Raw genomic sequence first — 12,538 nt, 5'->3', positions numbered from 1 at the left:
CGACCTCTGAAACTGGAGCGCAAGGCTATGTCGGCCACAACGACACTCTCCTCTCCCGACGCAATCCTCTTCGACGCATTCGGCACGTTGTTCGACGTGCATGCGGTCGTGGCCGCGTCGGAGCAGATGTTTCCCGGCCACGGGGAACGGTTGTCGCAGCTGTGGCGACGCAAGCAAATCGAATACTCGCAGTTGCGCACGCTCGCCGATCCGGCCGGCGCCCGCTATCGGCCGTTCCGCGACATCACGCTCGACGCGCTGCGGTTCGCCGCGCGCTCGCTCGGCCTCGCCCTGAACAGCGCGGCCGAAAAGCGGCTGATGGACGAATACGCGTGCCTGTCCACGTACCCCGACACGGTGCCCGCGCTGCGCAAGTTGCGCGCGCTCGAACCGCGCCCGCCGCTCGCGATCCTGTCGAACGGCAACCCGCAGATGCTCGACATCGCGATCAAGAGCGCAGGCATGACCGGTCTGTTCGATCGCGTGCTGTCGGCCGACACCGTGCGCGCGTACAAACCGAGTCCGGCCGTCTACGCGCTCGGCACCGCCGCGTTCGGCGCGAACCCGCGCGACATCGTGTTCGTGTCGTCGAACGCGTGGGACGTCGCCGGCGCTGCGTGGTTCGGCTACACGACGTTCTGGCTCAACCGCACGGGCGCGCCCGCCGAGGAACTCGGCGTGTCGCCCGACGGCACCGGCACCGGCATGGCCGACCTGCTCGCATTCCTCGCCACCCCGGCTCCGTCCGGCAGACCCGCAAACCGCGCGCGCCCCGGCCCGGGTGCATGACGTTCGCAGCGCTGCCGCCTTCCCCCTTCACCGAAACCGCAACTGACCGACCAAGGAGATGAGACTCATGAGCACCCCGATCACGCTGCCGCAAGGCATGGCGATCACCGGCGAAATCAAGCCGGGTTACGAAGCGATCCTGACGCCCGAAGCGCTCGCACTCGTCGCAGCGCTGCACCGCACGTTCGAGCCGCGCCGCCAGGCGCTGCTGCAAGCCCGGGTCGAGCGCACCCAGCGCCTCGATGCCGGCGAACGCCCCGATTTCCTGGCCGACACGCAGGCGATCCGCGAAGGCGACTGGAAAGTCGCGCCGCTGCCGGCCGACCTGCAATGCCGCCGTGTCGAGATCACCGGCCCCGTCGAGCGCAAGATGATCATCAACGCGCTGAACTCGGGCGCCGATTCGTACATGACGGACTTCGAGGATTCGAACGCGCCGAGCTGGACGAACCAGATCGACGGCCAGATCAACCTGAAGGACGCGGTGCGCCGCACGATCTCGCTCGAACAGAACGGCAAGTCGTACCAGCTGAACGACAAGATCGCGACGCTGATCGTGCGTCCGCGCGGCTGGCACCTCGACGAGAAGCACGTGACGGTCGACGGCCAGCGCGTGTCCGGCGGCATCTTCGATTTCGCGCTGTTCCTGTTCCACAACGCGAAGGAACTGATCGCGCGCGGCTCCGGCCCGTACTTCTACCTGCCGAAGATGGAAAGCCATCTCGAGGCGCGCCTGTGGAACGACATCTTCGTCGCGGCCCAGGAAGCGGTCGGCGTGCCGCGCGGCACGATCCGCGCGACGGTGCTGATCGAAACGATCCTTGCCGCGTTCGAGATGGACGAGATCCTGTATGAACTGCGCGAACACAGCTCGGGCCTGAACGCCGGCCGCTGGGACTACATCTTCTCGGCGATCAAGAAGTTCAAGAACGACCGCGACTTCTGCCTGGCCGACCGTTCGAAGATCACGATGACGGTGCCGTTCATGCGCGCGTACGCGCTGCTGCTGCTGAAGACCTGCCACAAGCGCAACGCGCCGGCGATCGGCGGGATGAGCGCACTGATCCCGATCAAGAACGATCCGGAAGCGAACGACAAGGCGATGGGCGGCGTGCGCTCGGACAAGCAGCGCGACGCGACCGACGGCTACGACGGCGGCTGGGTCGCGCACCCGGGCCTCGTGCCGATCGCGATGGAAGAATTCGTCAAGGTGCTCGGCGACAAGCCGAACCAGATCGCGAAGCAGCGCGACGACGTGCAGATCGAAGGCAAGAACCTGCTCGACTTCCAGCCTGAAGCGCCGATCACCGAAGCCGGCCTGCGCAACAACATCAACGTCGGCATCCACTATCTCGGCGCCTGGCTCGACGGCAACGGCTGCGTGCCGATCCACAACCTGATGGAAGACGCGGCCACGGCCGAGATTTCCCGCTCGCAGGTGTGGCAATGGATCCGTTCGCCGAAGGGTGTGCTCGACGACGGCCGCAAGGTCAGCGCGGAACTCGTACGGGAGTACACGAAGGCCGAGCTCGACAACGTGAAGCGCTCGGTCGGCGGCGACACGCAGCCATACGAGCGTGCCGCGGCGATCTTCGAACAGATGTCGACGTCGGAAGGCTTCACCGAATTCCTGACGCTGCCGCTGTACGAGGAAATCTGACGGCCATGGCCGAGGCCGGGAGGCCCCGGTCTTCCCCGTCCTGCCCGCCATCGGTCGCACTGCACGACGGCATGAAACAAGCGCCCCTCGGGGCGCTTTTTCTTTTGCGGCGTGGCGGTTCGCCGGGTCGGCGTTCCGGCCGCTCAGGCGGCTTCCCGCTCGCGCGGTGCTGAACCCAGTCGCCCGACGCGATGCGCGGGCGGTCGGCTGCCGCATGCGCGGCGACCGGATAGTAAACGCACGCGTACGCGCGGCCGCCGAGCTCGACGGTTACCGGTTCCTGGCGGAACAGCGTGTCGACGCCCGGATAAACGCGCTCGATCTCGTCGAGCACGGGCATCAGCCGCTCGTCGATCTCGTAGACGTCGCCCCACACGAGCGACTGGCCGGCCGCCCCGACAACCATGCCCGGATACGTACCGAAATCGTACAGTTCGCCCGGCAGCGCGGCCGCACCGAGCAGCGTCGGCGCGGTGATGCCGTGCCGCGCGGCCGCATGGCCGATGTCGTTGGCCTCTCCCTCTCTCAACGTGCCGTAGACGAATACATAGCGCATCGTGGTTCTCCTCTTCGCTTCAGGTATTGCCGTGCCGGGCTGCCGCGGCCTTGCCGCGGGCACCGGCGTTGCCTGCGCGCCGCTTGCGCGGACACGCATGCATCGATAGACCGCACGGGCGGCCCGATGGTTCGGTTCGGCATCCGGTGCCGCGCCGGCTCGGGCTCGCGCCGCCCGCAATGCGCGCGGCCCCATACAAAGTTCATTTGACCGGCGCATTATCGGCCGAAAGACCGCCGCATGCGCCTGCGCGGCGCCTTCTACAATAACGGCATCGCTGCCGCGCCGACCGAATCGTCCATGAATCCGCCTGCCCAAACCGACGCATCGAATCCCTACGACGTCATCGACATCCCGCCCGAGTTCGCGCCGACCCGCGCCCACCCGATGCGCGTCCGGGCGCGGCAGGTGGATGCCGGCCGCCGGATCCCGCTGCACACGCACGCGTGGGCGCAGCTCGCGTATGCGTCGCGCGGCGTGCTGCGCGTCGCGACGACCGGGACGACGTGGATGGTGCCGCCGTCCCGCGCGATCTGGGTGCCGCCGCACATCACGCACGAGGTCGTGATCGTCGAGGAGGCGTATTTGCGCACGCTGTATATCGACGAGTCGATCGTGCCCGACGGGCTCGACGCGTGCCGCGTGGTAGAGGTGACGGGCTTGCTGCGCGAACTGATCGTCGCGCTCGATGCGCGCGACCTGAGCGACGCGCGCGAGCGGCTGCTGTGCGGGCTCGTGCTCGACGAGCTGAGCCACGCCGAACCGCTGCCGCTCGCGGTGCCGATGCCCGACGAGAAGCGGCTGCGCACGCTGTGCGAGTCGGTACTCGCGCAACCGGCGCACGCGGAGTCGCTCGAACACTGGGCGAGCGAGGTCGGCGCGAGCACGCGCACGATCTCGCGGCTTTTCAAGCAGGAACTCGGCGTGAGTTTTTCGCAGTGGCGGCAGCAGGCGCTGCTCGCGCGCGCGATCCCGCTGTTGAATCAGGGGCGCCCGCTGTCGCATATCGCACGCGAGCTCGGCTACCAAAGCCAGAGTGCGTTTTCAGCGATGTTCCGCCGCGCGTTCGGCGAAAGCCCGCGCGCGTTCATGCTGCGCGGTTACGAACATCGTGGCGCGGAAGACAGCATCGCGGTGGACGACGACGCGATCGGCACGGCCCGCTGACCGTCGCCGCGTCGAACCGTCACGCGCTCAGACCGGGCGCACCATATGGCGGATCGACCCGAGCTGCGCAAGCCTCGGCCCGGTGACGCGGTAGCCCATGCGCAGGTAGAGCCGCGCGGCCGGGTTGTCGACGAACACGCGCAACTGCAGTTCATGCAGCCCGCGCGCACGCGCCCAGCGGTGCGACATGTCGAGCATGTAGGTGCCGGCGCCCTGCCCGCGATGACCGGCCGCGATCTGCACGTCGCGGATGTGCAGCGAATCGCCTTCCTCGGTCACGCGCAGCACGCCGATACGCTCGCCGTCGGCTTCCAGGATGAAATTCTCGGATTCGCGCCAGCTCGCGTAGAACAGGTCGCTACGCCAGACGAGCCCGTGGCGCTTGTAATAGCCGCCCATGTTGCCGTGCGTGAGCGCCTCGGCAAAGGGGAAATCGCCAGGCTCCGCGGGCCGGAGCTGATACAGCAATCGCAGGTCGGTCGGATCGAGCATCGCGCAGGGGTCAAGAACGCATTCCGCCACGATAGCGCAGTCGCGTGCGGATGCAATCGCGAATTTCTCGTAGCAGTGCGGCCGCCACCGCACGAACCGGCGACGCGCCCGCAAGCGGGTACAACCGGAAACGCAAATGAAAAAGCCCGCACAAGGCGGGCTTTCTCATTTTTTGGCGGAGCGGGCGGGACTCGCCTACATCCTGCAGGCCGCGGCTGCGCGTGCACGCGCAGCCCTTCGAGTCCCGCCGGAAGCCGCGCAGGCGGCTTCCTCCGCGCCGCAGTCACGCGCCCGCAAACGGGCGCGATCAACGATACAAATGAAAAAGCCCGCACAAGGCGGGCTTTCTCATTTTTTGGCGGAGCGGACGGGACTCGAACCCGCGACCCCCGGCGTGACAGGCCGGTATTCTAACCGACTGAACTACCGCTCCAGTCTTGCTTCTTGCCTGGCAGGCGTCGGTTACTTCCTGCCGGCGCATCGTTTGTTCGAACGACGCCGAAATCTGGCGTCCCCTAGGGGATTCGAACCCCTGTACTCACCGTGAAAGGGTGATGTCCTAGGCCTCTAGACGAAGGGGACAACGTACTGCTTACATCTTTAATGCATCAGCCCGTTCAAAAACGTCCTTTGAACGGGCTTCGTTCTGGCGGAGCGGACGGGGCTCGAACCCGCGACCCCCGGCGTGACAGGCCGGTATTCTAACCAACTGAACTACCGCTCCAGCTTTCTTCACCCTCACCTGCAGGACCTCGTTCACGTCCTGCAAGCGCTGCGACACTTCTACTACGAAACGCCGCTGAATCTGGCGTCCCCTAGGGGATTCGAACCCCTGTACTCACCGTGAAAGGGTGATGTCCTAGGCCTCTAGACGAAGGGGACAACGTACTGCCTACATCTTTAATACAAAAGCCCGCTCAAAAACGTCTTGAACGGGCTTCGTTCTGGCGGAGCGGACGGGACTCGAACCCGCGACCCCCGGCGTGACAGGCCGGTATTCTAACCGACTGAACTACCGCTCCAACTTTCTGCACCGTTACCCGCAGGACGTCGGTTACGTTCCTGCAAGCCTCGCGACACTTCTACTACGAAACGCCGCTGAATCTGGCGTCCCCTAGGGGATTCGAACCCCTGTACTCACCGTGAAAGGGTGATGTCCTAGGCCTCTAGACGAAGGGGACATAATCTTTTCAGATCTGTCTGACTCTCGCTATTCATTCATCATCAACAGCGAAGGCCGAAATTATAACTGCTTTAAATCGTTTTGTGAAGCATTTATTACTACCACCACTGCTTCGCAAATCAATTCATTCTGCTCTGATGGTGGAGGTAAGCGGGATCGAACCGCTGACCTCTTGCATGCCATGCAAGCGCTCTCCCAGCTGAGCTATACCCCCTTGCAGAACAGAAATGAGATTATATGGACCGAATTTGAACTTGTAAATACCCTTTTTGCGATTCGAGCGAAATTTTTTGCGAAGCCGCCGCGATGTCACGCGCCGACGGCTTCGCTCGCGCCCGAACCTCAGGCCAGCGCGGCCTCGATACGCGACACCACGACGTCGCGACCGAACAGCACGAGCACCGCGTCGATCGACGGCGTATGCGTCGTGCCCGCCACCAGCAGGCGCACCGGCATCGCAAGCTGCGGCATCTTCAGCTTGTGCGTGCCGAGCGTCCCCTTCAGCGCGGCGGACACCGCCTCCTTCGTCCAGTCGGCCGCCTTCAGCGCGGCAACCAGGTCGGCCAGTGCCGGGCGCACCGTATCGGTCACGTGCTGCGCGAGCGCATCGGCGTCCGGCGCCGGCACGCGGTAGAACATCGCGGCGCCTTCGGCGATCTCCTTGACCGTCGTCGCGCGATCCTTCATCAGGCCGACCACCGCGTCGAGCGCAGGGCCCGTCGCGATCGCCGCGTCGTCGATGCCGAGCGCCTCGAGGAACGGCTTCGCCAGCCCGGCGAGGCGCGCGTTGTCGGCTTCCTTGATGTAATGGGCGTTCAGCCAGCTCAGCTTGCTGTGGTCGTATTGCGCAGGCGACTTGCCGAGATGCTCGAGATCGAACCATTCGACGAACTGCTCGCGCGTAAAGATTTCTGCGTCGCCGTGCGACCAGCCGAGACGCGCGAGATAGTTGACGACGGCCTCCGGCAGGAAACCTGCGTCGCGGTACGCCATCACGCTCATCGCGCCATGCCGCTTGCTCATCTTCTCGCCCTGCTCGTTCAGCACGGTCGGCAGGTGCGCATAGACGGGCGGCTCGCCGCCGAGCGCGCGCAGGATGTTGATCTGGCGCGGCGTGTTGTTCACGTGGTCGTCGCCACGGATCACGTGCGTGATGTTCATGTCCATGTCGTCCACGACCACGCAGAAGTTGTAGATCGGCGTGCCGTCCGGACGCGCGATCACGAGGTCGTCGAGTTCCTCATTCGAGATCTCGACGCGCCCCTTCACCGCGTCGTCCCACACGACCGTGCCGGTCAGCGGGTTGCGGAACCGCAGCACGGGCTTTACGCCGGCCGGCGGCTCGGGCAGCACCTTGCCCGGCTCCGGACGCCACGTGCCGTCGTAGCGCGGCTTGAGGCCTGCCTCGCGCTGGCGTTCGCGCAGCGCGTCGAGTTCCTCGGCCGACATGTAGCACGGGTACGCGAGGCCCTGGTCGAGCATCTGCGCGAGCACCGCGCGATAGCGGTCCATCCGCTGCATCTGGTAGATCGGACCTTCGTCGAAATCGAGGCCGAGCCACTGCATCCCCTCGAGGATCGCGTCGACGGCTTCCTGCGACGAGCGCTCGACGTCGGTATCCTCGATACGCAGCACGAACGTGCCTTTCATCTTGCGCGCGAACGCCCACGGATAGAGCGCGGAGCGGATGTTGCCGAGGTGGATGAAGCCGGTGGGACTCGGCGCGAAGCGGGTACGGACAGGACGGGTCATAAACGGTAACTCGAACGCCTGGGGCGCATGAATGATTCGACGCGGGATCGACGGCGACAGCCCGGACAGCAATGGGGCCGGCCGCGCCCGGAACGGGAAAGAAGCCGGAATTATACTCGTGCCGTTCATCGCGCCAAGCGCGCGGCTTGCTTTATGATGTGCGCGCCGCGGCCGCCAGCCGGCGCCGCGCCGGCCGCACGGTGTCCGCCGCACGGCCGCTTGGAACCTATCGCCGCCGCGGGCCGGTCAGCCCGCCGCCAAGCCGCCGGAGAATCATTCGATGTCGTCCCCTCGCCTGTCGCGCCGCCACTTCACGATCGCATGCGCATCCGCCAGCCTCGCCGCCTGCACGTCGTTCGGCGACAAGTCCCGCCCCGACAACGCCGCGAATCCCGCGCAGCCGCACGAGAAGCCCGTGAAGATCGGCATCGCGCTCGGCGGCGGTGCCGCCCGCGGGTTCTCGCACATCGGTGTGCTGAAGGCGCTCGAGGCACGCGGCATTCCGGTCGAAATCGTCGCGGGCACGAGCGCGGGCTCGGTGGTCGGAGCACTTTACGCGTCGGGGATGAGTGCGCTGCAGATCAACAAGATCGCGCTCGACATGGATCAGGCGGCGATCAGCGACTGGGCGCTGCCGTTCCGCTCGCGCGGACTGCTGCAGGGCGTCGCGCTGCAGAACTTCCTGAACAAGACGCTCAACAACCGGCCGATCGAAAAGATGGCCAAGCCGCTCGGCATCGTTGCGACCGATCTGCAGAGCGGCCAGCCGATCCTGTTCCAGCAGGGCAATACGGGGCTCGCAGTGCGTGCGTCGTGCAGCGTGCCGTCGGTGTTCGAACCGGTGAAGATCGGCAACCGCGAGTACGTCGACGGCGGCCTCGTGAGCCCGGTGCCCGCGTCGTTCGCGCGCAAGATGGGCGCGAGCTTCGTGATCGCGGTCGACATCTCGGCACGGCCGGACGGCGCGGCAACCAGCAACCCGATCGAGATGCTGCTGCAGACTTTCACGATCATGGGCCAGACGATCAAGACCTACGAGCTCGACAAATACGCGGACGTCGTGATCCGCCCGAACCTCGCTGCAATGGGCGGCAGCGACTTCAACCAGCGCAACGCGGCGATCCTCGCGGGCGAGGAAGCCGTCGCGCGCATCATGCCCGAGCTGCAACGCAAGCTCGCGGCGGCCCGTGGCGTCGCGGCGGCCTAAGCGGACGCTTCGCGGGGCGCGGGGCGTAGCGGCGCGCCTCGCCGCCAACAGCGCCCCACCCGCCGCTTCCGCGCGCCCCAAAACAAAAAGCCCTGCCGCCTTTCGGTGACAGGGCTTGTTTCGGCGGACCCGCCGGCGAGCGTCAGTTGCTGCCGTTCGCCGCGTCGTCGCCGATCGTCGCGCGCACGCGCTGGCGCAGGTCGTCGGCCTTCATCGGAAACTCCGATTCGATCCGGCGCGCGCCAGTGAAACGCTTCTCCCAGTAGCCGCTATCGAGGTCGTCGACGCGAATCGTGCTACCCGTCGACGGCGAATGCACGAACTTGTTGTCGCCGATGTAGATGCCGACGTGCGAGAACGTACGGCGCATCGTGTTGAAGAACACGAGATCGCCCGGCTTCAGGTTGCTCATGCTGACCTTCTCGCCGACGCGGCTCATCTCTTCCGCACGACGCGGCAGCGACATGCCGAGCGTGTCCTGGAACACGTAGCGCACGAAGCCGCTGCAGTCGAGGCCGGAATCCGGCGAGTTGCCGCCCCAGCGGTAGCGCACGCCGATCATGTTGAGCGCGCCGACGACGACGTCGCCTGCCTTGCCCGCCATGCCCGCGAGGAACGACTTCGCGCCGCCGCTCGACGGCTGGGCGCTGGCCTGCTGGACGGAGGAATTCGAGCCGAATTGGGTCGAATTCGTGACATTCTGGTTAAAACTGCTGACTTCGTCGGCGAACGCGCCGGGAGCTGCTGCGAACAGGGCGCCGATGAACAGCCCGGCGAGGGTGCGCGCGCATGCCTGGGTCAGGGATCGATGCTGCATTGGTCGATGGAATTTGCTTAAAAATCAGCTGATTGGCGGAAAATTTCGGTCGATACTAGCCAGCGCGTAATCGTTTGTCAAAACAAATTAAAAAATACAATCGAGATGGTCAGACCATTGGACGCTTATCACGCTTTCCAGACCGCTTTCAACAGCTTTTGTGTGTAAGGATGTGACGGTTTCGTGAAGATGTCGGCCACCTCGCCGGACTCGACGATCGCCCCGCCCTGCATCACCGCGACGCGGTGCGCCATGGCGCCGATCACCTCCAGGTCGTGGCTGATGAATACATAGCCGAGGTTGTATTTCTGTTGCAAATTCGCGAGCAGTTTCAACACCTGCTGCTGGATCGACACGTCGAGCGCGGAAGTCGGCTCGTCGAGGATCAGGATGCGCGGCTCCAGCACGAGCGCGCGCGCGATCGCGATCCGCTGGCGCTGCCCGCCCGAGAATTCGTGCGGATAGCGATGCAGCACCGTGCGATCGAGGCCGACTTCGCGCAGCACGGCCAGTGACTTCGCCCGGCGCGCGTCCGGTGTCAGCTCCGGACGGTGCAGTTCGAGCCCCTCGCCGACGATCCGCTCGATCGTGTGGCGTGGCGACAGCGAACTGAACGGGTCCTGAAAGACGACCTGCATGTTCGAGCGCAACGCGGCCTGTTCGCGGCCGCGATAGGTCGACAGCGCGCGCCCCTGGAATTCGATCTCGCCGTGCGCGGTCCTTTGCAGCCCGAGCAGCGCCATCGCGAGCGTCGATTTCCCTGAGCCCGATTCGCCGACGATGCCGAGCGTCTCGCCCTGCCGCACCGACACGGACACGTCCGCGACGGCGGTCACGGGCACCGTGCCGAACCAGCCCGCAAAGCCCGGCCGCTTGCGCGCGAACTGCACGCTGACGTGGCGCGCGTCGAGCACCACGGGCGCGATCGGCATGACCGGCGCGACCGCGCGCTGCGGCCGGCTGTTCAGCAGCCGCTGGGTATACGGATGCTCCGGCTCCACGAAAATCCGCTCGACCGGCCCGCTCTCGACCAGCTTGCCGCGTTCCATCACCGCGACCCGCTGGGCGAAGTGCCGCACGAGGTTCAGGTCGTGCGTGATCAGCAGGATGGCCATCCCGCGCTTTTCGGCCTCCTCGCGTTGCAGTTCGAGCAGCAGGTCGACGATCTGCGCACGGATCGTCACGTCGAGCGCGGTGGTCGGCTCGTCGGCGAGCAGCAGCCGCGGCCGGCACGCCAGCGCCATCGCGATCATCGCGCGCTGCCGCTGGCCGCCCGACAACTGGTGCGGGTAGCTGTCGACGCGCTTCTCCGGCTCCGCGATGCCCGTGCGCGCCAGCAGCGCGATCGCCCGCTTGCGCGCCTCGGCCGCCGTCACGCCGTCGTGCAGCACGATCGTCTCGCCGATCTGCGCGCCGATCGTATACAGCGGGTTGAGCGCCGTCATCGGCTCCTGGAAGATCATCGCGATGTCCGAGCCGCGCAGTCCGCGCATCTCGCGCTCGCTCTTGCCGGCGAGGTCGTGCCCCGCGAAGCGGATCGTGCCGCTCACGTCGGCATCGCGCAGCAGCCGCAGGATCGACAGTGCAGTCACGCTCTTGCCCGAACCCGACTCGCCGACGAGCGCGACACGCTCGCCGCGGCCGATCGCGAGCGTCACGTCGTCGACGGCCACGGTGTCGCCGAAGCGCACGTGCAGATGTTCGAGCGACAGCAGCGGCTCGCCCGGCTTCGCTACGACCGTGTCGCTCATCGCTGGCCTCCCGCCGCGCGCACCGAATCGGCGATCCGCGTGTCGAGCGCGTTGCGCAGCGCGTCGCCCATGAAGGTCAGCAGCAGCAGCGTCGCGACCAGCACGCCGAACGTCGACAGCGAGATCCACCAGGCGTCGAGGTTGCCCTTGCCCTGCGCGAGCAGCTCGCCGAGACTCGGCGTCGGCGGCGGCACGCCGAGCCCGAGGAAGTCGAGGCTCGTAAGCGCGAGGATCGCGCCGCTCATCCGGAACGGCAGGAACGTGATCACGGGCGTCATGCTGTTCGGCAGCACGTGGCGCCAGATGATCTGCCAGTTCGTGAGCCCCATCGCGCGCGCCGCGCGCACGTAGTCCTGGGTGCGGTTGCGCAGGAATTCGGCGCGCACGTAGTCGGCAAGGCCAATCCAGCCGAACAGCGACAGCAGCACGATCAGCAGCAGGAAGCTCGGCTCGAAGATCGACGCGAAGATGATCAGCAGGTACAGCTCAGGCAGCGAGCTCCAGATCTCGATCAGCCGCTGCCCGACGATGTCGATGCGCCCGCCGAAGAAGCCCTGCACGGCGCCCGCGGCGATCCCGAGCAGCGTGCCGATCGCGGTCAGGATCAGCCCGAACTCGACCGACACGCGGAACCCGTACACGAGCCGCGCTAGCAGGTCGCGCCCCTGCGCATCGGTGCCGAGCCAGTTCGCGTGCGACGGCGGCGCCGGGTTCGGCACGGCCGAGAAGTAGTTCAGCGTGTCGTAGTAATAGCGGTTGGGCGGATAGACGACGTAGTTGCCCGGCGCCTCGAGCCGCTTGCGGACGTACGGATCGAGATAGTCGGCCGGCGTCGGGAAATCGCCGCCGAAAGTGGTCTCCGGGTACGCATGGAACATCGGGAAATAGTATTGGCCGTCGTAGCGCACGACGAGCGGCTTGTCGTTCGACCACAGCGGCGCCGCGAGGCTCGCGGCGAACGCGACGACGAAGATCACGAAGCTCCAGTAGCCGAGGCGCTGCTGGCGAAAGCGCTGCCATACGCGGCGCGCGGGCGACGGCGACACGCGCGCGCGCGCCGCATCGATGCGGGACGACACGACGGCCCGGTTCATCGCGCACCTCGCCCGGCCGACGCGGGCATGCTGGCAGGCGCGCCGGCAAGCGGCGTGCGAACGGACGGTT

General features: G+C 66.3%; 9 protein-coding genes, 7 tRNA genes and 1 pseudogene. 4 read left to right on the top strand and 13 right to left on the bottom strand.

Going from position 1 to position 12,538, the window contains the following annotated elements:
- Positions 1-27: 27 nt before the first annotated feature.
- Together GEM_RS06905 and aceB are read left to right on the top strand one after the other, a co-directional pair.
- Positions 28-789, top strand: coding sequence for a haloacid dehalogenase type II (locus GEM_RS06905; RefSeq protein ID WP_014896702.1), 762 nt, complete (start codon positions 28-30; stop codon positions 787-789).
- Positions 790-856: 67 nt separating this feature from the next.
- Positions 857-2,449 carry a malate synthase A gene (gene aceB, locus GEM_RS06900; RefSeq protein WP_014896701.1) on the top strand — a complete coding sequence of 531 codons (1,593 nt, stop codon included), beginning with the start codon at positions 857-859 and terminating at the stop codon, positions 2,447-2,449.
- Positions 2,450-2,612: 163 nt separating this feature from the next.
- Here aceB and GEM_RS06895 read toward each other — a convergent pair.
- A pseudogene (locus GEM_RS06895) lies at positions 2,613-3,005 on the bottom strand (gamma-glutamylcyclotransferase family protein); the annotation flags it as partial.
- A gap of 300 nt (positions 3,006-3,305) precedes the next feature.
- Here GEM_RS06895 and GEM_RS06890 point away from each other — a divergent pair.
- Positions 3,306-4,172, top strand: a complete 867-nt coding sequence (locus tag GEM_RS06890; RefSeq protein WP_041490627.1) for an AraC family transcriptional regulator — start codon at positions 3,306-3,308, stop codon at positions 4,170-4,172.
- 27 nt (positions 4,173-4,199) lie between these two features.
- Here GEM_RS06890 and GEM_RS06885 read toward each other — a convergent pair whose 3' ends face one another.
- The 9 genes from GEM_RS06885 to gltX all read right to left on the bottom strand — a co-directional run bounded on the left by GEM_RS06885 (position 4,200) and on the right by gltX (position 7,599).
- The gene (locus GEM_RS06885; RefSeq protein ID WP_014896698.1) at positions 4,200-4,664 is read right to left on the bottom strand and encodes a GNAT family N-acetyltransferase; all 465 of its coding nucleotides are present in this window, start codon (positions 4,662-4,664) and stop codon (positions 4,200-4,202) included.
- Between the two features lie 356 nt (positions 4,665-5,020).
- A tRNA-Asp gene (locus GEM_RS06880) sits at positions 5,021-5,097 on the bottom strand.
- A gap of 73 nt (positions 5,098-5,170) precedes the next feature.
- Positions 5,171-5,246 (bottom strand) — tRNA-Glu (locus GEM_RS06875).
- Positions 5,247-5,311: 65 nt separating this feature from the next.
- Positions 5,312-5,388: transfer RNA gene (locus GEM_RS06870), tRNA-Asp, on the bottom strand.
- A gap of 82 nt (positions 5,389-5,470) precedes the next feature.
- A tRNA-Glu gene (locus tag GEM_RS06865) sits at positions 5,471-5,546 on the bottom strand.
- A gap of 63 nt (positions 5,547-5,609) precedes the next feature.
- Positions 5,610-5,686: transfer RNA gene (locus GEM_RS06860), tRNA-Asp, on the bottom strand.
- 83 nt (positions 5,687-5,769) lie between these two features.
- Positions 5,770-5,845: transfer RNA gene (locus GEM_RS06855), tRNA-Glu, on the bottom strand.
- A 140-nt stretch (positions 5,846-5,985) separates the two neighbouring features.
- Positions 5,986-6,061 (bottom strand) — tRNA-Ala (locus tag GEM_RS06850).
- A gap of 128 nt (positions 6,062-6,189) precedes the next feature.
- The gene (gene gltX, locus GEM_RS06845; protein WP_041490471.1) at positions 6,190-7,599 is read right to left on the bottom strand and encodes a glutamate--tRNA ligase; all 1,410 of its coding nucleotides are present in this window, start codon (positions 7,597-7,599) and stop codon (positions 6,190-6,192) included.
- A 280-nt stretch (positions 7,600-7,879) separates the two neighbouring features.
- Between gltX and GEM_RS06840 the strand changes: the two genes are divergently transcribed.
- Positions 7,880-8,806, top strand: coding sequence for a patatin-like phospholipase family protein (locus tag GEM_RS06840; protein WP_014896696.1), 927 nt, complete (start codon positions 7,880-7,882; stop codon positions 8,804-8,806).
- A 142-nt stretch (positions 8,807-8,948) separates the two neighbouring features.
- Here the strand turns inward: GEM_RS06840 and GEM_RS06835 are convergent, their stop codons facing one another.
- From GEM_RS06835 to GEM_RS06825, 3 genes are all read right to left on the bottom strand, one after another.
- The gene (locus GEM_RS06835; RefSeq protein WP_014896695.1) at positions 8,949-9,623 is read right to left on the bottom strand and encodes a C40 family peptidase; all 675 of its coding nucleotides are present in this window, start codon (positions 9,621-9,623) and stop codon (positions 8,949-8,951) included.
- A gap of 128 nt (positions 9,624-9,751) precedes the next feature.
- Positions 9,752-11,374 carry an ABC transporter ATP-binding protein gene (locus GEM_RS06830; protein WP_014896694.1) on the bottom strand — a complete coding sequence of 541 codons (1,623 nt, stop codon included), beginning with the start codon at positions 11,372-11,374 and terminating at the stop codon, positions 9,752-9,754.
- Positions 11,371-12,468 carry an ABC transporter permease gene (locus GEM_RS06825; RefSeq protein WP_014896693.1) on the bottom strand — a complete coding sequence of 366 codons (1,098 nt, stop codon included), beginning with the start codon at positions 12,466-12,468 and terminating at the stop codon, positions 11,371-11,373. Before GEM_RS06825 ends, GEM_RS06830 begins: the two co-directional genes overlap by 4 nt.
- Between the last annotated feature and the right edge of the window lie 70 nt (positions 12,469-12,538).

This window comes from Burkholderia cepacia GG4 (genome assembly GCF_000292915.1).
Taxonomy (GTDB): domain Bacteria; phylum Pseudomonadota; class Gammaproteobacteria; order Burkholderiales; family Burkholderiaceae; genus Burkholderia; species Burkholderia cepacia_D.
Note: the sequence above shows the minus strand (reverse complement) of the source record. Positions and strands in the feature narration are given on the sequence as shown.

Excerpts from the sequence above, each read along its gene's own strand:
- GEM_RS06905 (WP_014896702.1), top strand. The coding sequence starts at position 28 with ATGTCGGCCACAACGACACTCTCCTCTCCCGACGCAATCCTCTTCGAC.
- aceB (WP_014896701.1), top strand. The coding sequence starts at position 857 with ATGAGCACCCCGATCACGCTGCCGCAAGGCATGGCGATCACCGGCGAA.
- GEM_RS06890 (WP_041490627.1), top strand. The coding sequence starts at position 3,306 with ATGAATCCGCCTGCCCAAACCGACGCATCGAATCCCTACGACGTCATC.
- GEM_RS06885 (WP_014896698.1), bottom strand. The coding sequence starts at position 4,664 with ATGCTCGATCCGACCGACCTGCGATTGCTGTATCAGCTCCGGCCCGCG.
- gltX (WP_041490471.1), bottom strand. The coding sequence starts at position 7,599 with ATGACCCGTCCTGTCCGTACCCGCTTCGCGCCGAGTCCCACCGGCTTC.
- GEM_RS06840 (WP_014896696.1), top strand. The coding sequence starts at position 7,880 with ATGTCGTCCCCTCGCCTGTCGCGCCGCCACTTCACGATCGCATGCGCA.
- GEM_RS06835 (WP_014896695.1), bottom strand. The coding sequence starts at position 9,623 with ATGCAGCATCGATCCCTGACCCAGGCATGCGCGCGCACCCTCGCCGGG.
- GEM_RS06830 (WP_014896694.1), bottom strand. The coding sequence starts at position 11,374 with ATGAGCGACACGGTCGTAGCGAAGCCGGGCGAGCCGCTGCTGTCGCTC.
- GEM_RS06825 (WP_014896693.1), bottom strand. The coding sequence starts at position 12,468 with ATGAACCGGGCCGTCGTGTCGTCCCGCATCGATGCGGCGCGCGCGCGC.